The 20,406-nt window shown below is 52.7% G+C and carries 14 protein-coding genes; 7 read left to right on the top strand and 7 right to left on the bottom strand.

The genetic code is table 11. From position 1 onward, the window contains the following. The first annotated feature begins 57 nt into the window (after positions 1–57). On the top strand, positions 58–630 hold the full coding sequence (gene tatB, locus A5774_RS11670; RefSeq protein WP_027017720.1) for a Sec-independent protein translocase protein TatB: 573 nt from the start codon (positions 58–60) through the stop codon (positions 628–630). Positions 631–699: 69 nt separating this feature from the next. On the opposite strand, the gene A5774_RS04675 is transcribed toward tatB, so the two are convergent. Then, complete coding sequence (locus A5774_RS04675) at positions 700–1,824, bottom strand: Mrp/NBP35 family ATP-binding protein (protein WP_035000538.1); 1,125 nt, start codon at positions 1,822–1,824, stop codon at positions 700–702. 64 nt (positions 1,825–1,888) lie between these two features. On the opposite strand from A5774_RS04675, the gene A5774_RS04670 reads away from it, so the two are divergent. Further along, a complete protein-coding gene (locus A5774_RS04670) occupies positions 1,889–2,635 on the top strand; it encodes a hypothetical protein (protein WP_064833574.1) in 747 nt (248 codons plus the stop codon). Between the two features lie 368 nt (positions 2,636–3,003). Here A5774_RS04670 and A5774_RS04665 read toward each other — a convergent pair whose 3' ends face one another. After that, the gene (locus tag A5774_RS04665; protein WP_064833572.1) at positions 3,004–6,792 is read right to left on the bottom strand and encodes a multifunctional oxoglutarate decarboxylase/oxoglutarate dehydrogenase thiamine pyrophosphate-binding subunit/dihydrolipoyllysine-residue succinyltransferase subunit; all 3,789 of its coding nucleotides are present in this window, start codon (positions 6,790–6,792) and stop codon (positions 3,004–3,006) included. Positions 6,793–7,005: 213 nt separating this feature from the next. Between A5774_RS04665 and A5774_RS04660 the strand changes: the two genes are divergently transcribed. Next, entirely contained in the window at positions 7,006–8,583 is a 1,578-nt protein-coding gene (locus A5774_RS04660) for a carboxylesterase/lipase family protein (protein ID WP_064833570.1), read from the top strand. A gap of 24 nt (positions 8,584–8,607) precedes the next feature. Further along, positions 8,608–9,303 (top strand): hypothetical protein, encoded by a 696-nt coding sequence (locus A5774_RS04655; RefSeq protein WP_023019669.1) that lies wholly within the window; start codon positions 8,608–8,610, stop codon positions 9,301–9,303. A gap of 61 nt (positions 9,304–9,364) precedes the next feature. On the opposite strand, the gene A5774_RS04650 is transcribed toward A5774_RS04655, so the two are convergent. Next, complete coding sequence (locus tag A5774_RS04650) at positions 9,365–9,862, bottom strand: hypothetical protein (RefSeq protein WP_082936104.1); 498 nt, start codon at positions 9,860–9,862, stop codon at positions 9,365–9,367. A 130-nt stretch (positions 9,863–9,992) separates the two neighbouring features. Between A5774_RS04650 and A5774_RS04645 the strand changes: the two genes are divergently transcribed. Continuing rightward, positions 9,993–11,249, top strand: coding sequence for an MFS transporter (locus A5774_RS04645; protein ID WP_064833568.1), 1,257 nt, complete (start codon positions 9,993–9,995; stop codon positions 11,247–11,249). Positions 11,250–11,362: 113 nt separating this feature from the next. Here A5774_RS04645 and A5774_RS10895 read toward each other — a convergent pair whose 3' ends face one another. Then, positions 11,363–11,518 carry a hypothetical protein gene (locus A5774_RS10895; protein ID WP_197490254.1) on the bottom strand — a complete coding sequence of 52 codons (156 nt, stop codon included), beginning with the start codon at positions 11,516–11,518 and terminating at the stop codon, positions 11,363–11,365. 196 nt (positions 11,519–11,714) lie between these two features. On the opposite strand from A5774_RS10895, the gene A5774_RS04640 reads away from it, so the two are divergent. Continuing rightward, the gene (locus A5774_RS04640) at positions 11,715–13,658 is read left to right on the top strand and encodes a DEAD/DEAH box helicase (protein WP_021353063.1); all 1,944 of its coding nucleotides are present in this window, start codon (positions 11,715–11,717) and stop codon (positions 13,656–13,658) included. Between the two features lie 157 nt (positions 13,659–13,815). On the opposite strand, the gene A5774_RS04635 is transcribed toward A5774_RS04640, so the two are convergent. From A5774_RS04635 to putP, 3 genes are all read right to left on the bottom strand, one after another. Further along, complete coding sequence (locus A5774_RS04635; RefSeq protein WP_021353064.1) at positions 13,816–14,289, bottom strand: hypothetical protein; 474 nt, start codon at positions 14,287–14,289, stop codon at positions 13,816–13,818. Positions 14,290–14,357: 68 nt separating this feature from the next. Beyond that, on the bottom strand, positions 14,358–15,152 hold the full coding sequence (locus A5774_RS04630; protein WP_082936103.1) for an HNH endonuclease family protein: 795 nt from the start codon (positions 15,150–15,152) through the stop codon (positions 14,358–14,360). Between the two features lie 203 nt (positions 15,153–15,355). Further along, a complete protein-coding gene (gene putP, locus A5774_RS04625; protein ID WP_021353066.1) occupies positions 15,356–16,927 on the bottom strand; it encodes a sodium/proline symporter PutP in 1,572 nt (523 codons plus the stop codon). 372 nt (positions 16,928–17,299) lie between these two features. On the opposite strand from putP, the gene A5774_RS04620 reads away from it, so the two are divergent. Continuing rightward, positions 17,300–20,404, top strand: coding sequence for a DEAD/DEAH box helicase (locus A5774_RS04620; protein ID WP_064833566.1), 3,105 nt, complete (start codon positions 17,300–17,302; stop codon positions 20,402–20,404). Positions 20,405–20,406: the final 2 nt, after the last annotated feature.

Raw genomic sequence — 20,406 nt, 5'->3', positions numbered from 1 at the left:
AAAAGTTGGGACGTACGGTGCTTCGAAATCGCTCCGACTAGACGCTAAACTAGTTTCGTGTTTTCCAATATCGGTTGGTCGGAGATTGCCGTCATCATTGTGGTGGCGATTATCGTCATCGGTCCCGAGCGTTTACCTGGGCTATTACAGGATATTCGAGCCGCGGTATTTGCCGCCCGTAAGGCCATCAATAATGCGAAAAAAGAACTTAACGGCGAGTTCGAAGAACTCGGCACTGAGTTTGAACAATTCCGTGCACCTCTTGAAAAAGTTGGTCAATTGAGCCGTATGGGCCCGCGTGCTGCTATCGCGAAGACGCTTTTCGACGAAGACGATGACTTCTTCAACCAATTTGACCCCCGCACCATTTTGAAAGAACAGGGGCGCGGGAAAGATGCTGCTAGCGGACTGGGCTCTGCAAAAACGTCTCAGGGCCAAGAAAAGCGTACCCAGGTGCAGCCGGAGCATAAGCATCGCTTAGAAAGCTCCGGAGGTGACTCAGCCGGTAAACAGCGGGCCGGAAACCAGGAAAATACCATCGATGAGCAGGCTCGCCGACCCCGGCAATCAGGCACAGGTTATCAGAACCCCGGCGGTAAAGCGGAATTTAACTGGGCTGATGTGATTTAGGCTGGCGAGGTGCCGTACCTAAATGATGCCCCAGCGGAGAAATTATCCCGTGGAGCAACCCTGCAGAATTTAATTAACCCCAAGGTTTAGTGGCTTGCCAGCCAGTGAGGTGCGTCGTTTCGCTAAACCGGCAGCGATTTTTGTGATTTCTTTTGCAGCCGGGCTGCCGGGCTCTGCCAAAACCACGGGGGTGCCTTCGTCACTGTGTGAACGCAAAGGGGGATCGAGTGGCACTTGTCCCAGCAACGGAACTTCTGTACCTACCAGTGTAGTCAGGCGTTGAGCAACGATTTCTCCGCCACCGGAACCGAAGATGTCCATTGTGGAACCATCCGGCATCACCATGGCGCTCATATTCTCGATAACGCCGGCTACGCGTTGCCGCGTCTGTTGGGAGATCGATCCTGCACGCTCTGCGACTTCTGCTGCTGCCGCTTGTGGCGTAGTGACTACTAACAACTCGGCGTTAGGAATCAACTGCGCGACTGAGAGCGCAATATCTCCAGTTCCCGGTGGTAGATCCAACAGCAGAATGTCGAGATCGCCCCAGAATACGTCGGCAAGAAATTGTTGGATTGCACGATGCAGCATTGGGCCACGCCACACGACAGGGGCGTTACCTTCCACAAACTGCCCGATGGAAATAAATTTTAGGTTATGGGCTTGCGGAGGCATGAGCATATCGTCGATCACGGTCGGAGCCTCAGTAGATCCCAGTAAATTGGGCACAGAATGGCCGTAAATATCGGCGTCGACGATGCCGACTTTTAATCCTTGGTTTGCTAGCGCAGCCCCCAAGTTAACAGTCATTGACGATTTGCCGACGCCGCCTTTACCCGAAGCGACGGCGAAAACTCGCGTGGTGCTTTCTGGCTTGGAAAACGGGATTTCTGGTTCGCGCTGCGATCCACGCAGGGAGTTACGTAACTCCCTGCGTTGTTCATCGCTCATGACATCAAGCGATACCGAGACATTCTCCACGCCGTCGACTTCGGCAACGGCTGCCTGGGTATTCGACTGAATTGTCGATTTCATCGGACACCCAGAAATGGTGAGGTACACCTCGACATTAACGTCGGCGCCGTCGATTGTTATGGATTTCACCATGCCGAGATCAGTAATTGGTTTTCCGATCTCCGGGTCTTCGACGCGCGCCAAGGCTTCGCGGACTGCTGATTCTGTAATGGCACTCATTATTACCCATCTTAGTCCTGCTAGTTAATCTGTAAACTGCACAGCGTGGCTAGGATGAATAACGATGAATAACGTGAAAAAACGCTCGCTTGTAACTGTGCTGGCAACCACCGTGCTGTTGACTGCATGCTCCTCACCAGAGAATGTTAATCAGGTTGAGCAGGCAAACAATAAAGAGCAATCAGATTCTCGTACCGCCGCAGCTGATGCTCAAGACCGTGCAGTGCGCATTACTGCAGACAGTTCATCAACCGAGCAACTCTTGTGGGCGTATATTTACCGTCAAGTACTTCGTGAGTCTGGCCGTGAAGCCCACGTACTCGGCGACGACGCCGTTAGTACCGCGGACCGCTGGGAACAGTTGCAGACCGGAAAAGCAGATTTCATGATTACTTGTACTGGAAAATTCGTGGAAGACACGAGCCCGGTACTCGCGAAGGAGCTTGCCAGCCAGCAAGATGAGGACGAACAGCGTGATCCTAACGCGACGGATATTCACGAACACTTACACCGTGAGGTTATGGGCCTTTTACCGGTGCATATCGTGACTACCAATCCGTCATCTGCTGAAGGCTGTCCGGATGCAGAATTGGATCTTCCGCAAGATTTCACACCACTGTTTAGCTCTCGTTTGTTTGACCGAGAGGAATTTGGAGCAATTGAGGGCGTTACTCGGCTGATCGATAAGCGGGCCTTGGAAGAACTAGAAGACAAGCTTGCCGACGGTCTCAGCGCCGAGGATGCGGTTGGGCAATGGGCTAGCGTCAACGTAACTGGGGAATCCCTAGATTCGGTTAGCGACGAGGCTTGATTGCACGAGGTTGGGGCTTAGCGTCTGTAAAGCCGCGCAAGCTTCGGTAGGGATTGGACCCTTGTGATGGCGAGCTGGAAAGTTGTGCCGCCTTGGTGTGATGGCGAGCTGGAAAGTTGTGCCGCCTTGGTTGTTCCCGAAGGCTTCGAACTTAAGTTTGCGCAGCAGAAAAGCCATGCAATGGTGCGACGGTGCTGGCTGCAGAGATAGGAAGTCTGCAGCCAGCACCGTCGAAATGTAGCGGTGTCCGTTTGAGGGCGCTACAAAGACCAGTTGCATGGCTTTTTGGGGCTTACGGTGATGCAAGACAACAGATGCCTTGGCTCACCGCAAGCGGGTTAAGCGAATGCGCGTACTGGAACCAGGTTTTAGTCAGCGAATGCTTCGTCGATGAGCTGCTTTTGCTCCAGCTGGTGCACCTTAGCAATACCGGTAGCCGTCGAAGACTGTGCACGGCGAGAGATACGACGCATACGAGGCATATCTGGAATCAGCTCGTGCAAATGCTCGTTGTAGAACGGCCATGGACCCTGGTTAGCTGGCTCATCCTGAACAAAGCGAATCTCTTCTAAGTTCGGGAAGCTGTCGAATGCTTCCGACAGGCGGTTGAACGGGATTGGGTGCAGCATCTCGATACGGACAATCGCGATGTCTTCACGCTCATCCTTTTGGCGACGCTTTTCCAATTCGTAGTAGACCTTACCGGAACACAGCATCACAGTTTTCACCTTGTCTGCGTCACCGATGACGTTGTTATCGGCATCGACCAAACGAGGGTCGTTGATAACAGAACGGAAAGAGGTTACCTCGGTAAATTCTGCTACCTCAGAGGTTGCAGCCTTTGCACGCAACATAGATTTCGGCGTGAAGACCACGAGCGGACGAGACATTGTGCCCAGTGCGTGACGACGCAACAAGTGGAAGTGGTTTGCTGGCGTCGATGGCTGGGCGATGGTCATGGAGCCTTCTGCAGCTAGTTGCAGGAAACGCTCAATGCGCGCAGAGGAGTGGTCGGGGCCTTGTCCTTCGTAACCGTGTGGCAAGAGAAGGATGACCTTGGACAACTGGCCCCATTTAGCCTCACCAGAGCAGACGTACTCGTCGATGATGGTTTGCGCACCGTTGACGAAGTCGCCGAACTGCGCTTCCCAAGCAACAACAGCATCCAAGTTACCGACAGAATAACCATATTCAACGCCCAGTCCAGCGAACTCGGTTAACGCCGAGTTGTAGGTTTCGAAGCTGCCGTCATTGCCGGTTTCTTGAGCCAGTGCGTGTAGCGGGTTGTACTGCTCAGCGGTGTTCGGGTTGAAAGTCACTGCGTGGCGCTGAGTGAATGTACCGCGTTTGGAATCTTCACCAACCAAACGAACCTGCTTGCCTTCACTCGCCAGAGAACCCAGAGCAATGAGCTCGCCCCAGCCCCAGTCAATACCGCCTTCGACGGCTGACTTGGCACGTTTTTCCGCGATTGGTGCGACGCGGTCGTGTAGCTCGAAGCCTTCTGGCAGATTCAGATAAGCTTCACCCAGCTCACGTAACGTATCTGCCGAAATTGAGGTATCCAGACCGCGAGTCAGCTCCTGAGAAGCGGCAATACCAGTTTGTTCTTGCGGCCCATTCTTTTCGGCTTCTTTAACCTCGTTAAACACGGATTCCATCTGGTCGCGGAAGTCTCGAGCGGCCGCCTCAGCGTCTTCCTCAGAGAGGTCACCACGACCGATGAGCTCATCAGTGTATTTCTGGCGAACCGAATCGCGGTTTCCGATGCGCTCGTACATCAGTGGCTGGGTCATTGATGGGTCGTCTGCCTCATTGTGTCCGCGCAAGCGGTAACAAATTAGGTCAATAAAGACATCTTTGCCGAAGCGTCGACGATATTCCGTGGCCAACTGACCAACCCAAACAACAGCCTCCGGGTCATCACCGTTGACGTGGAAAACTGGGCAATCGAAGCCCTTCGCGAGATCTGTGGAGTACAGAGTGGAGCGACCAGAGTCTGGAGTAGTCGTGAAACCAACCTGGTTGTTGACGACTACGTGGATGGAACCACCTACGTTATAAGCATCTAGTCCCATCAAGTTGATGGTTTCTTGCACAATGCCTAATCCAGCGAAGGATGCGTCTCCGTGCAGCAACAGAGGCACGACTCGCTTGTCATGGCTGCCTTCGATGCGGTCCAGGATGTCTTGTTTTGCCCGGGAAATACCAACTACCACCGGGTTGACAGCTTCCAAGTGTGAAGGGTTCGCAGTCAAGGTGACCTTGATTTCACCATCACCGAACATCTGGAGATGCTCGCCTTCAGCGCCGAGGTGATACTTCACGTCACCCGAGCCACCAGCTTGGCCGCCCTTGTAGTTACCGTCGAACTCGTTAAAGACCTCTGCCAGTGGCTTGCCGACGATGTTGAACAGCACGTTCAAACGACCACGGTGTGGCATGCCGATGACCACCTCGTCGAGGTCTTGGCCCGCGGCGGTGTCGATGACCGAGTCCATCAGAGGGATCAGAGCTTCTGCGCCCTCCAGGGAGAAACGCTTCTGGCCGACGTACTTTGTCTGCAGGAAGTTCTCAAATGCTTCAGCAGCGTTCACCTTTTGCAGAATGTATTTCTGTTCGGCATTGGTTGGCTTTGGCATTCCGGCTTCAAGGGCATCGCGCAGCCATTCACGCTCATCACGGTCCATGATGTGGGTGAACTCAGAGCCGACCTTGAGCGTATAGGCGGCACGTAGGCGTGAGAGAACCTCACGTAAAGTCATGGATTCTTTACCGCCGAATCCACCGACATGGAAGGTGCGGTCCAGATCCCAGAGCGTCAGGCCATGGGTGCGGATATCCAAGTCACGGTGGTCCGGGGAAGGCAAGCCCGGTTGCTTCCAACGCAGCGGGTTGGTATCAGCAATCAGATGACCACGCGAACGGTATGCCTCGATGAGGTTCATGACGCGGGTGGACTTATCGATTCCTGTGTTCGGGATATCTTGGGCCCAGCGCATTGGCTCATAAGGAATTTGCAGGTCGGAAAACAGCTCATCCCAGAAGACGTCGTCGACAAGTAACTGTGACATGGTGCGCAGGAATTCGCCGGATTCTGCGCCTTGGATGACGCGGTGATCATAAGTAGAGGTCAGAGTGACCAAACGGCCGACTCCAAGTTCTGCCAGACGGTCGGAAGAGGCACCAGCAAACTCGGCAGGGTAGTCCATGGATCCAACACCGATGATGGTTCCAAGCCCCTTGGTCAAACGCGCAATGGAGTGTCGGGTGCCGATGCCACCTGGGTTGGTTAGGTTAATCGTTGCACCTTGGAAGTCGGCTGCGGTCAGTTTATTTTTGCGGGACCGCGCTACGATGTCGTCGTAGGCTTCGATGAACTCGGCGAAGTTCTTCTCCTGCGCCTTTTTCAGTGCGGCAACTACGAGCGCGCGGGAACCATCCTTTTGGGGCAAGTCAATGGCCAAGCCCAAGTTGATGTCTTCTGGGTAAACCACGGTGGGTTTTTTGCCATCAACAAGTTCATAACGCACATTCATGTCAGGGTGCTTCTGGGTCGCCTTGACCAGGGCATAACCGATGATGTGAGTGAACGAGATCTTGCCACCACGGGTGCGCTTCAAGTGCTCGTTAATTAGGGAGCGGTTTTCCCACATAAGCTTGACTGGAATATCACGCACGGAAGTAGCGGTTGGAATCTCTAGAGATTCATCCATGTTCTTGGCAATGGCTTTAAACATGCCTTTGAGAGCCTTGGATTCGCCGCCCTCGTAGTCCGGTAGTTCGTCTAACGGTGAAGGTGCCTTCTTCGGCGCTTTTGGAGCGACGTCGCGCTTATCAACGCCTGCCTTGTTCTTAGCCTTACGTGCAGATTCTTCTACTACAGACTCACGTTGTTCCCGCTTATGCGACAACGATTTCTGTGTCGGTGGTGCCACACTAGCAGCCTCTTTTCCACCTTGAGCTTTTTGGGCTTTGGTGGTGCCGGCGGTTTCCTCGGAATTGGCTTCCGATGACTCGGCAATGCTGGATGGGGCGCCGTGCTTATCAAATAACTCGCGCCATTCTTTATCCACCGACTGTGGATCTTTCTTGTACTCCTGGTACAACTCGTCTGCTAGCCAGGTGCTCAAGCCGAAGGGATTGTTAGTGCTCACGGCAGGTGCTCGCCTCTTTCCGTTAATTTGCGTGCATTCGTTTAATCTGCGCATTTGCTGTCTGACTTACGCTCTTTTCAAGCTTAATAGACAGTTTGCATTCATTCTACGCGCTTATGCGTTGTGTAATGGCACCTCATATGCCAACGCGTGTATTTCACTGCTTGCGACGGTACGTGCTAATCCTTGCTGGGGTAACTAGCCTGGGGCATTATGGATGAATCGTCACACCTGACGTCGGATTATCCGCGGGTACGCATCAGTAGTGGAGAAATTCAAGGTGAATTCGCTCAGGACGGCACTATTGCAGTCTGGAAAGGGGTCCCGTTTGGTGCGCCTACGGGTGGTGCAGGGCGGTTTCGTCGGCCGAAACCACCACGGCCATGGCAAGGAATTTTAGATTGCACACGCTACCAATCACCGGCCCCGCAACCGAACTATGGACTCAGTGAACGGCTCATAGGGGATGAGGATTGCCTCCATTTGGACATTGTGCGTCCACATTCCGTGGAAAGATTGCCGGTTGTGGTCTATTTTCACGGTGGTTCTTTTCTGATGGGTGCAAGCCATCAAAACATGCTGCGAGGTTATCGCTTAGCCCGCGTAATGAATGTTGTTTATGTATCTCTGAATTTCCGGCTTGGCGTGCTTGGCTACCTCGATCTACGCAGTCTGGGTGGAGATTGCGTCGCTAATCCTGCTTTGTGGGACCAAGTTTTGGCCTTGGAATGGGTTCGTGAAAATATCGCGCAATTTGGTGGCGATCCGGATTCGGTGACGATCATGGGGGAGTCAGCGGGGGGAGCTGCCGTGTTGGCACTGTTGTGCTCACCGCCGGCGCACGGCCTTTTCCATCGCGCAATTGCGCAATCACCGCCTATCGGATTGATTCATTCTAAAGCACAGTCACAATTATGGGCGCGGCAACTGCTGACCCGTTTGGGATTGTCGCACGACAGTACAGTAGAAGATCTGCGTACTTTTAGTGCGGATGAATTAGTGCGTGCTGGCATGTCTATGATGTGGCGAGCAGGGGAGTTACAATTCCTGAACTCGACGTTCGGGCCGACGGTGGAGTCGGAGTCTCTGCCGGAACACCCGATGGTGGCATTTCAGCATGGCAGGCAGGCACGTGTTCCTTTGATGTTGGGAACAAACCTGGATGAAGCAGGGATTACCCGCTATTTTTTCCAGCGAACGGCTCGGCGTGCTAAAGCGGGGCGACGCTTGCTCTATCCCTATGATCCAGAACATACGGATACCGTTTTGAAAGCTTATGGTGGCGCGCGCAGCCGTGCGGAATTTGCAGACTTAGTAACGGATGCTTTGTTTTGGGCACCGACTGTGCGGATCGCTAGCCATCACAATGAAGTAGCCCCAACCTGGATGTATCGTTTTGATTTTGCCCCGCAACTAATGCGGAAGCTCGGAATTGGCGCTGCCCATTCTGCTGAGTTATCAAATGTTTTTGGCACCCCGGAAGCTTCGAAAACTCGTTTACTCTCCAAAGTTGGACGTGATGACGAAGCCATGCAGCGGCTGACCGCAGAAATGCAGCGTCATTGGGCGAGTTTTATTTCTAGTGGTCAACCGGGTTCTGACTGGCCGCAATATAAACCGCCGACTGATCAGCACCACTTACGTCCAACTATGGTTTTCGATGCGCAGTCTCGTGTGGAATACGACCCTAAAGCTGACAAGCGTCGAGCTTGGAAGGGATATAACGTGCTGGAATGGGGCGCTGGGCGTCCAGAATTATTGAGAGATTTAGGATTCCGCGTCGATGATTAGCTTTACCGTAGTAGATTAGCGCTTATGAGCTTCTTTGAAGATATAGCTGCTGCCCTCGATGCCGAAGGGGTGGAATCACGCGTAAATGGCGATGTGCTGTTTGTGCCAATAACCTCGGATATAGAGATTCAGTTTGTGGAAATTGATGCGGTATTGCCAGCCGCAAATGTCTATATTGCGGCGGCTGATGTTGACGAAGACGATGAATATTTCGAAGCTGCGCTGGTGTCAGTAGCATTTTCTGTGGAAGATGCCGTGGCTACTGTCGCCGAACATATTGCTACAGACCAAGTGGTTACAGTCCTCCGCGATTTGCTGGAGGGACGGGACGAACGGATCGCGGACTTAGAATTTGAGCATCACCATCATGATCCTGCGGTGGTGCTCGCGGACGTTGCAGAAAATTCTCATTTGCGCGTGTCAGTGGAATTGTCTGACGGAGTACCAACCGCCAGCTTGTCTTTCCTGGCTTATACCCCCGATGCGAATGCGGAATTGATATCGCCCTTAGGCGAGCCTGTTGATCAAGATGACCAGGACACTGACAGTGATTTTTCCGGAGTAGGGGATTTGGAGTATGGGGGAGAGCCTGAAATTCTGGAGTTGGGAACTTTCACTGACTTTGACCGGCTGTTTGAGGTCTTGTCCTTATGCGTTGAGCAGGCCGACGACTGGGAACTCCAGCTAAAACCGTGTGATGACGGCATTGAGTCACAATAAAAATTTGTGTTGTGCCCTTAGCTCCCTGGTTAGGAACACAGCATAGATCTCAAAAGGATTTCTATGCTGCTTTAGAAAAACCTGCAAACATTGAAGCCGGTGAGTGTATCGGCACATAATTTGCATCAACGAGCCAAACGTAGATTGCCGCGGTGTCATCTTTCCTGTCGATGAGGTGCACTGCATTGATCATGTCCTGGGGCACGATAGCCCGAATCCAGGCCTCGGCCACAACCATGGGCGGAGGTGTTCCGGCCGGGTCTGTGAGCCGTACGCTGACGGCATAGGCTGGGGTGCGCTGTTCGCCGTATCCGCGAATTCTTGATTGCGCTAGCGGGCCAACTCGGTAACGTGAAAGAGTTGCTTTCAGCTGGCGATGTTTACCGACTGCAAGGGTCAGATGTGGCGGACGCCAGTTTGCCATTGGTCGTGCTAGTGAACGCGGATGATGTAGCACACTGTCCAGCTTGAAGAGCTGATCACTCGCGGTTGTCTGAATCTCGGTTACAACGTCATGGGTGGTGTGCGAGATGTGCGTAAGTGCGTGTTGTGTAGTCATACGCTGGATAATAGGGAACTGGGAGCACACGAGATATAAAAAGTTCGAATTTTTGTTCGTTATGTGTTAGGTGTGATTCTGGCTGGTTACACCACACTGATAGTTCTTGCGGAGTAGGCTCGCAAGAACTATGCCTATTGCGAACCCCAATAAAGATGCTTACGAGCCTGAAAGCCAGTCAGAACGGCCGCAGATCCCCAAAGAAATTTGGGTCCTGGTCGCAGCGTTTTTCTTGGTTGCTTTGGGGTACGGTTTAATAGCGCCTTTATTGCCACAATTCGTCGTGAGCTTTGATGTTGGTATGGCCGCTGCAGGGGCTGTTATTTCGGTGTTTTCCGTATCGCGTCTCATCTTTGCGACAGGTGCGGGAATCTTAGCTGACAAACTCGGTGTTCGGCGGGTATACATAACGGGATTGCTGCTGGTCGCGATCAACACCGGACTCATATCTATCGCACAAGAATATTGGCAAATTTTGTTGCTGCGCTTTTTAGCAGGAATCGGTTCCACTATGTTTACCGTTTCTGCAATGGGCCTGATCGTGAAACTCGCACCGCCAGAAATTCGAGGTAAATGTTCTGCCACCTATGCCACGAGTTTTTTGTTAGGCAGCATCCTCGGGCCATTAGTGGGTTCAGCTCTTGCTTTTTTGGGTTTTCGGTGGCCGTTTTTGATCTATGGTATCGGTTTGTGTTTCGCAGCGGTGGTGGTCTGGATATTAATGCCGAGAATGAATGCTTCGACGCAGCAGCCCACGAACAATGCGAAAATGACTTATAGGGAAGCTATGCAGGATACTGCATTTCGTAGCGTGCTGGTGTCGAATTTTGCGCATGGCTGGGTCAATATGGGGGTGCGCGTCGCAGTCATTCCATTGTTTGCTGCTGCGGTATTTACCGATAGTGCAGCTGCTGCCGGGTATGCGTTAGCTGCCTATGCAGCTGGTAACGCCATAGTATTGCAGTTTTCGGGTCGATTAGCTGACCGGATCGGCCGTAAGCCCATGATTATGGTGGGGTTCGCAGCTAGTGCGCTTTGTGTCGGGCTTTATGGAACAGCAGACACATTGTGGCTTCTGCTTGTTCTTTCAACCCTGAGTGGTGCAGCAGCTGGGATTGCAGTTCCTGCGCAGCAGGCAACACTGGCTGATGTAATTGGCAATGAACGCTCCGGAGGCAAAGTCCTCGCAGCATTTCAAATGTCCATGGACCTTGGGATGATCTTCGGTCCTCTCGCGATAGGTGCTGCCGCTGATAACTGGGGCTTTACTTGGGCATTCTTACTCAGTGCTGGAGTAGCTGCGTTGGCATTCTTTGCTTGGATCCCGGGACGTGAAACCTTGCTTAGCCGTGACGCTAACCTTCAGGAAATGCCTGTTGCGCGGTAGCGACTATTTTTGCAGTTTGGCATGCTCGTTCTGGGCGCCTTCCATATCGGTGCCGTTGACTGTGACGGTGCCGGCGTCGTATCAGGGTAGTGCGTTGTGAACTGGAAGGTTAGCTAGAGCTTCGCGGAGTACATGCGGGCCTTCGGCGGCGCCACGACGGCATCCATTACGCCGGGCTCCTTCATCACATGCGAAGCCGAGAATTGCGGCTCCAGGCTTGCTTCGTATTGTGTCGATAACTGAATGCCAACGGTGGAATTCTGGACCATCGCCATCGTGTCGTCCATCCCAGTGGTGTGGAGTAGAGGAAACAGCTGAATGAGAAGTCATGCCACAAGTATAGAGAAAAATAATGTGTTTCACCTCACTGTTAGGTTGGTGGCTTTGTGCTGTGGGGAACTCGGGTGTGCGAAAATTGGCGCTAAATGGTGTTTTTCTGTTTGCTGACGTAGTGTGTATCAAGCAATGAGCATTACCGATAACGCCACCGGCGGCGACAACGAGCCGGATAACTTCAGTCAGTCTCCATCGACTAGGTCGGAATCTCAGGAAAATTCGCAAGGCAACACCAAGGACACCGCAGGTGCCGTTGCTAAGAGTGGCGAAACTTCTGAGCACACCGACGCTGCAGCGCAAGCTACGGCCAACGATAGTCCTCAGGGTTTTTCCAACCTCGACCTGCCTACCAATGTGGTAGAAGCGGTAAAAGCCGTAGGTTTTGAAAAGCCATCTCCAATTCAAGAACAAACCATCCCGATCCTTATGCAGGGTCGCGATGTGGTGGGCTTGGCTCAAACTGGTACAGGAAAAACTGCAGCTTTTGCTCTACCTGTTCTGGCTCAGCTGGACTCCACCGAGAAATTCCCGCAAGCTTTGGTATTGGCACCTACTCGCGAGCTAGCACTGCAAGTTGCAGATAGCTTTGAGTCTTTTGCCAAACACCTCGGTGGTATCGAGGTCTTGCCGATCTATGGTGGGCAAGCCTACGGGATTCAGCTAGCCGGGTTGCGGCGTGGTGCGCAAATTATCGTCGGCACGCCTGGCCGTGTCATCGACCACTTGGAAAAAGGCAGCCTGGATATTTCCAAGCTCCGGTACCTTGTGCTCGATGAAGCAGATGAAATGCTCAACATGGGATTCCAAGAAGATGTTGAGCGCATTTTGGCCGATACTCCTGAGGAAAAACAGGTTGCATTATTTTCCGCCACAATGCCCAATGGTATTCGCCGCTTATCTAAGCAGTACCTGAATGACCCAGCAGAAGTAACTGTTAAGTCCCAGGCGCGTACTAACGAAAACATCACTCAGCGCTACCTCTTTACGCAGCACCGCGCTAAGTTTGATGCGTTCATCCGTATCTTGGAAGTCATCGATTATGACGGCATGATCGTGTTTACTCGCACGAAGCATGAGACAGAAGAAGTTGCGGAAAAACTGCGCGCAGCGGGTTATAGCGCAGCGGCAATCAATGGTGACATTGCACAAAACCAGCGCGAACGTACCGTTGAACAGCTGAAGTCTGGTCGTCTAGATATTCTGGTTGCAACTGATGTTGCCGCACGAGGCCTAGACGTAGAGCGTATTTCGCACGTTATTAACTTCGATATCCCTGGCGATACCGAGTCTTATGTGCATCGTATCGGCCGTACAGCTCGAGCCGGACGTAGTGGTGAAGCGATCTTGTTTGTAACTCCACGCGAGCGTCGCATGCTACGTTCCATTGAGAAAGTTACCAAGGCGACGCTCGAAGAGATGCAGTTGCCGACGGTTGATGAAGTAAATGAAGTGCGAAAGAAAAACTTCGCACAGAGCATCACTGAGGCGCTTGCAGCGAAGGACAAAGATTTCTTCCGTACCATGATTCGTGAGTACTCGAAGAACAATGACGTTGCCATGGACGATATCGCTGCAGCTCTGGCTGTGAAGATGCAAGGCGACAAAGAATTCCTGCTGAAAGAACAGCCGGCTGATAAGCGCAAAGACCGTTTCAATGATAAACGCGGTGGCCGTGACTTTGATGACCGAGGTGGACGTGGTGGCCGTGATCGTGGCGGTCGTGATCGCGGTGGCCGGAATAACCGAGATGGTAACTTCCAGCCTTACCGCTTGGCAGTGGGTAAACGCCAACACGTACGTCCAGGTGCCATCGTCGGAGCATTGGCAAATGAAGGCGGTTTGAGTAGCAAAGATTTCGGCCGTATTAACATCGGAGCCGAGCATACGATTGTTGAGCTGCCACGCGATTTGGATCCCGCAGTATTGGACCGCTTGTCTGATACCCGGATCTCTGGTGAATTGATTAAGATCCGGAAAGATCATGGAGCGCCATCGCGCGGTGGTTTCAGAGGCGGTGACGGCGGTGGTCGGCAGAACAAGAGCGGCCGCAAAGGCGGAAAATTCCGTAATTAGCCAGCTCCCGTCCAGCCTGCTAGCTTATTATCCTGAGCTAGTAGGGTGCTCTAAGTAGCTATGCTGTAGATAATTAACGCCCGGGCCAGGAAAATATTCCTGGCCCGGGCGTTGCTGTTTGCTGGCTAAGCTACGGGAATTCTGGGATCTGTTTGACTTATACGAACATCAGAACCAGAACCACAATCCAGATGAGATTAAAGATTCCGGCGTACATAGATAGTTGTTTCTTCACCTGAGACCAGCTAGCGATCTTGTCTTCTTCTGGTGAAGCCTCGCTTTCTGGAAGCATCCCCAATGCTCCCAAGGCGGTGCGTTGGCGTGGAAGAATGACCACGAGCAAGATAACCCAAGCGATAATTGCCAATAAAATCGATGCGTGGAATTTACCTTGGGTGCCGTAGGTTTCCATATCGCTAAGGAAAACTACGAGACCCAACAGCGGAACAAGCGCGGACAGGAAGCCGTAGGCTTTGGTGATCCGGTAGAGGACTGAAGCCGCACCTTTTGCGGTAGCGGTACCGGATTTGGCTTCTTGGATTTGTGCAGGGAATGCAGAAGTAGCAACCATTAACGGGCCGATAAACAGTACCGCCGCGACTATGTGCAGAATAATCAAAAAACTTGTCATGGACTATCCCTTTCGGTAAGGAAATTAATGGGGGCAAAAACTCCGCATGCCACTCTACCAGCGCATAGTTAGCCAGCGAAGAGACCGAAGAGTCGGCACGCCTTATTCATTCGCTTAACGTCTGGTTCGGGAATCGATAGCTCATAGAGCACTGCGATATATGCAACCCTGCGAGCGTACCAACAATGTGCTGAGACGTCAGATGGCATCCACTCGTTTGGTAGGGAGTCTGATTTTTCTCGGTTTGCACTTGCATCGGTAGGAACCAAGTTCCGGTAATCGTTTGCAAAATCTTGGCGACGGGTCTGTTCCCAGGAATGTGCCCCTAAGTCCCAAGCCGCGGAAAGCGGGAAAATATGGTCAATATCTACGTGGCGCGCTGAATCTACAATCGAAACGGAGCCACCGGCATATTCATCCCAAATCTCGATATTCTTTATCTTGCAGGATTCTGGTTTGGTGGGCTGTGGTAGTTCATTGGAGTGACGGCGATATTCTTCAGAACGTGGCTGCATATTCGATGCAAGAAGCACGGCTTCTCGCGTCGAGCAGGCTCCTTGTTGGCCCCAACCACGGCCGAAGCGGTCCCGTTCGTATCCTGGAATTTTTTGCCTTTGTGGTGTCGTTATTAATTGGTTCTCTAACTCCTGCCACTCAGGGAGCATGAGGGCGTTGTCATACGTCGTGGGGTTTAGTTTGGACCATGCACCCATCACCAATGCAGTTATGGTTGCTATGGATAAAAGCAGCAAAAATGCACGGTAGATCAGCGTGCCTACCGAATGTGAGCTGTCAGATTTAGCCGATGGTTTTTCCGGCTCTGCGGTCTTCGTGCGAGTCAGCGGCATCAGTTGAGCGGTCATAAGCGATTGGACGGCAAAGATTGCACTAAAGTTCCATGCTCCACTAAGCCAACCGATATCGCCTAATTTGCGAACAGTTTCCGTACGACCATAAAAATAGCCTTTGGGCGAGATGTTGCTCGCCCAAAGGCTATCGATGTCTTATATTCCCGCAGCCGTAGGATCTCGTGCCACGAGAATAATCGGAGGTGGAAAAGAAGAAGTTACTTCTTAACCTCTTGTGCTGCCTCGTCGAAATCTACGTCTTCGTTCTCGGTAGCAATGTCAGTCAATTTGGAAGCCTGATCGAACTGCTTCTTGACCTTTGTCTCTGGTTCCTTGGTTGCCAAGGTGACCAGTACCAGCACAATTACCGAGGCGGCGAAGCCTGGCACGATTTCGTAGATGATGTCGGAGAACCATACGCCCCAGACAACCGAGACGATTGCACCGGTGGCCATACCGGCGATAGCACCAGGAGCGTTTAGGCGCTTCCAGTACAGGGAGAACAGCACGACTGGACCGAATGCGGAACCGAATCCTGCCCAGGCGAATCCAACCAAGCCAAGGATGGAATCGCTTGGGTTCACTGCCAGAATTCCTGCAAGAACGGCAACGGCAACAACGCAAGTGCGGGACAGGTTGATCAGGACCTGCTCGTTTGGCTTGCGCTTGGCGAACATCTTGTAGAGGTCCTCGATGAGAGAGGAGGACACCGCTAGTAGCTGAGAGGACATGGTGGACATGATCGCTGCCAGAACTGCAGTCAGGACCAAGCCTGCTGGCAATGGGTGGAACATTACCCGTGCCATGTCCAAGAATACGGTCTCGAAGGAATCCTGATCGGTGATGGAGTTACCGGTCTGGGTGAAGAAGACAGTAGCGACCAAGGCTACGAATACTGCGCCAATGACGCAGAGCAGCATCCAGCCGATACCCCAGAAACGGCCGGCGCGGGCGTCGGTGGAGTTACGCAGAGCCATGAAACGCACGATGATGTGTGGCTGGCCGAAGTAACCCAAGCCCCAAGCGAAGTTACCGACGATGGCTGCCACGGCTGCAGCAGAACCAACGTTGAACAAGTTAAAGAATTCGGGGTTTGCTTCAACAACGCCGTCGGTGGCGTAGTTGTTGTTTGCTGCGAAGCTAAAGATATCGGAGCCGTTGTCCAAAGAAACGAACGCCATGACCGGAACGATCATCAGGGACAGGAACATGATGATGCCCTGAACGGTGTCGGTGTAGGAAACCGCTAAGAATCCACCAATAAAGGTGTAGGCAACCGTGATGGCAGCCACGATCAGCAGGCCTAGCAGGTAGTCACCATCAAATGTTGACTCGAAATAGCGGCCGCCGGCGACCATGCCAGACGAAACGTAGAAGGTAAAGAAGAAGATGATAACCGCTGCGGACAGAACACGCAGGACACGGGATTTATCTGCTAGGCGGTTTTCGAAGAAGGAAGGAACCGTAATCGAGTCATCGGCGATCTCGGAATAAGCACGCAGTCGTGGGGCGACAACCTTCCAGTTGACCCATGCACCAATCGTGAGGCCGATGGCGATCCACAGCTCAACCATGCCGGATGCGAACAAAGCGCCCGGAAGTCCCATGAGCAACCATCCGGACATGTCCGATGCGCCAGCGGATAAGGCGGCCACGAACGGTGGTAGGCCACGGCCGGCGAGGACGTAGTCGTCGTATTGATCTGTTTGTTTATAGCTCCAGTAGCCAATCGCGAGCATCCCGAACATGTAGATGATGATCGCGATGACAAACCAGGTTGATTCTGTCACCGTTACTCCTAATAAATAGACATCTGACGTACTGTAAAATACGTGTTTCTTGTACACGGCCTGGCGTTAGTCGGCCAGGCAAGAGTTTTGTCGAGCTCTGCTTACCACTGAAAACCTGGCAGCCTCCTGCGTGGTCAAGCCACCGCGAGCACCTTGTCGGTGGTCACTGTTGTTGACGTGCACAGCAAAACGCCTGGTTTTTGTGGACCAATGCCTTACCGTAGTGAGAATTCGCAGCTCACCCAAATGTTAGCTGCGTCAAACTCAGAGAAATATCAGGATTTTTAGGCTCTTAGCAGGGAACACTGACAAAAGTAACAGAATAATAACAATTGGATTCTGTCGCGATTACGAACTGGTAGTCTGTCCATTATGTCTTCGTTCCTTCTGCATGGTCTATGGCTGCCTGTTTCTGGCTTGAGTTTATGGATCGAGAGGGTAGAAGGACGGAAAATTGTCCTACCGGAGCAGGTCCCAGCGGGTACTTTTCCTCCGATCGTGGAGTCTTTGTTGCAGCGGCGGAGCTTCCGTAATCGTGCGCGAATATCCTTGCGCACCCCCAAGGGCAAAGACGTCTCGCTTATGGTTCCGATGGGGCTTTTTGCCCCAGAAGATTCTGTGAAAATCCTGAGTGAACTCGAGTTTCTTGACAGCGCATCCCCTGCGGCAACCGAATCTCAGCGCAATGCGATCGCTCCGGATTTATATTGGCTTATTCGTATGTATACGGGGCTGACGAAATTCGTTCAGGCTGGGCGAGTCACTATACGGTTGAGTTATCAAGCAGGTGAATGGTTCCCGCAGTGGCACCTTGCTACCGGATTGTCAGAACGTGGCTGGCTTAGCGAAATGATTGCTGCATGTCCGGGTATTTTGACGGTAAATAACCGTGATCTTTCCGATGAGCTGTCCCACCACCTGGTGCATTGGATAACCATTGCGCAGTTACAGTCATTAGCTAGCGAACCCCGCCCTTATCCATGGCATGATTTTTCGCAAGCTCTGTTGAAAGGTCAACCTATCCGGCGGGGTAAAGGAGCGCTTTTACGTGGTCTAAACGACTGGAACGACTCGATTACTTCTGTTGATTTGCAATTAGTCGTGATTGTGAATGAACCGCCAGATGAACCGGATGCGCAGTGGCCTATCCGAGTGCAAGTTCGTTCCGGAACAGATTCTCCACAGCCCATTCGTACAGACCAGCTCGACCACTCGAGCGTCGAGTTGCTTCGTAAATCGCACCTGGAAGCAATCCGGGTGTCGCCGATGTTGGAACCAAACCTGGACCCGGTAGAGCGCATGCGTCGTCGGCACGACGATGCTAATGCAGGTGATTGGGATGTCTACGTCGATACCGAAGATGTTGTGGACTTCGTGAGTTCAGACATTACTGATCTTCGTACAGCGGGGTTTACTGTCATGCTGCCACGTGCCTGGTCGCAGCTCGAAACCACCGCCAAACTAGAAACTCGCGAGGTCAATGAGAAAGCAACCCAATCGCAACTGGGCATGGATAAGCTCGTGCAATACAACTGGCGGCTTTCCATCGGCGACCAGGAACTGAGCGACGACGAAATGTCGGAATTGGTGAACTCGAAATCCGGCTTGATCAAGTTACGCGGTAACTGGGTTATGGCAGATACGCAGGCCCTCAACCGCATCAGTAGCTATATGGATCAGCTGTCGGAAACTGCCACGAAGCGCGCGAAAAAGCGGATGGAAAAAGCCGCACGCTTAGCGGAGATGGCACGCTTGGCGGATTCCCCCGACGCTGACGAACTGGCGGCAGAAGCCGAAAGATTGCGACAGGCCTATAACGACGCTGTCAAGAACAACGCAGGTGCCGCCCATGCAGATGGCTCACCAGGCAATGGGGGTTTTAGTGCCCAGGAAGTGACCGTCGGTGATCTCCGCGAGCTGGCGCTACAGTCGATGGCCGATGAGCCCATCGAATTTACCGGATCGAACTGGCACGCTAGCCTGCTCGGAGGCATGGAAACACCAGCACCCCAGAGGGTAGAGATCCCAGATACCGTGCATGCGCAGTTGCGTGATTATCAGCGCCGCGGCGTGGATTGGATGTACTGGATGTCGCGCAACAACCTGGGGGCTGTGCTTGCCGACGACATGGGCTTAGGAAAGACACTGCAACTGTTGTCTTTGACTGCGATCGAAAAACACCGCGAACAATCGACTGGTCCCACACTCGTCGTGGCGCCGACCTCAGTGGTAGGAAACTGGGCCCGGGAGGCAGCGAAATTCGTACCTAGCCTGCGAATCTTGGTGCACCACGGCAGCCAGCGTGCCACTGGTGATGAGTTTGTTCGTGTGGCGACAGAACGTGATCTCGTTATTACCTCGTATGGCACTGTGAGTCGCGATTTTTCTGCTCTGGGACGCATAGAATGGGATCGCGTAGTGCTAGATGAGGCGCAGGCTATTAAAAACTCGTCGACGCGTGCGTCGAAAAGCGTGCGTTCTTTGCCTTCTCGCCATCGCATTGCTTTGACGGGTACCCCGGTAGAAAACCGCCTGTCCGAGATGCGTTCCATTGTCGATTTCACCAATCCGGGTGTGCTGGGCTCGGCAAGCTTTTTCCGACACCACTTCGCGAAACCAATTGAACGCGATAATGATGAGGCATTAACGGATCGGTTACGACGTTTGACAGCACCGTTTATTCTCCGGCGACTGAAGACAGATCCCGCCATCATCGATGATCTTCCGGAAAAAACAGAGGAAGTGCTCACCGTCACGTTGAGCGATGAACAGGCTGCCCTGTACAAAGCTCTAGTTGATGACGTACAACGCCAGCTCGAGACCAAAGATAAAGGCATGGCGCGCCGGGGCATGGTGTTGGCCAGTCTGACGCGGATGAAACAGATTTGTAATCATCCGGCACATTACTTAGGCGATGGCTCACCAGTGACGCTGAAAGGCCAACATCGCTCAGGAAAAATTGAGAAACTCATGGAGCTGGTGGATCACGCCGTGCAGTCTGGCCAGCGCATGCTGGTATTCACGCAATACCGGGCATTTGGGGAGATTCTGCAGCCATATTTGAGCGAGCAACTCGGAGAAAGCGTGCCTTTTTTGCACGGCGGCGTTCCGCAACAAAAGCGCGACCGGCTAGTGAGTGATTTCCAGGCAGACGACGGTCCGGCCGTGATGATTCTGTCGTTGAAAGCAGGCGGGACCGGCTTGAATCTCACTGCGGCCTCGATGGTTGTGCACATGGACCGGTGGTGGAATCCGGCGGTGGAAAACCAAGCGACTGACAGGGCTTTCCGCATTGGCCAGCAGAAGAATGTGGCGGTGTATAAGATGATCAGCGCTGGGACGATGGAGGAATCCATTCAGGATATTCTTGACGGAAAGACACATTTGGCAGGCGCCATCGTGGGTGAAGGTGAAGGCTGGATTACTGAATTGGACCCACAACAATTGGCAGAATTAATGAGTTACCGTGAGCAATAGCT

Origin of the sequence: Corynebacterium sp. EPI-003-04-2554_SCH2473622, from assembly GCF_001665955.1 — a bacterium.
GTDB classification, from domain to species: domain Bacteria; phylum Actinomycetota; class Actinomycetes; order Mycobacteriales; family Mycobacteriaceae; genus Corynebacterium; species Corynebacterium pseudodiphtheriticum.
The sequence above is the reverse complement of the archived record's forward strand: the minus strand, read 5'-3'. Positions and strand labels throughout refer to the sequence as shown.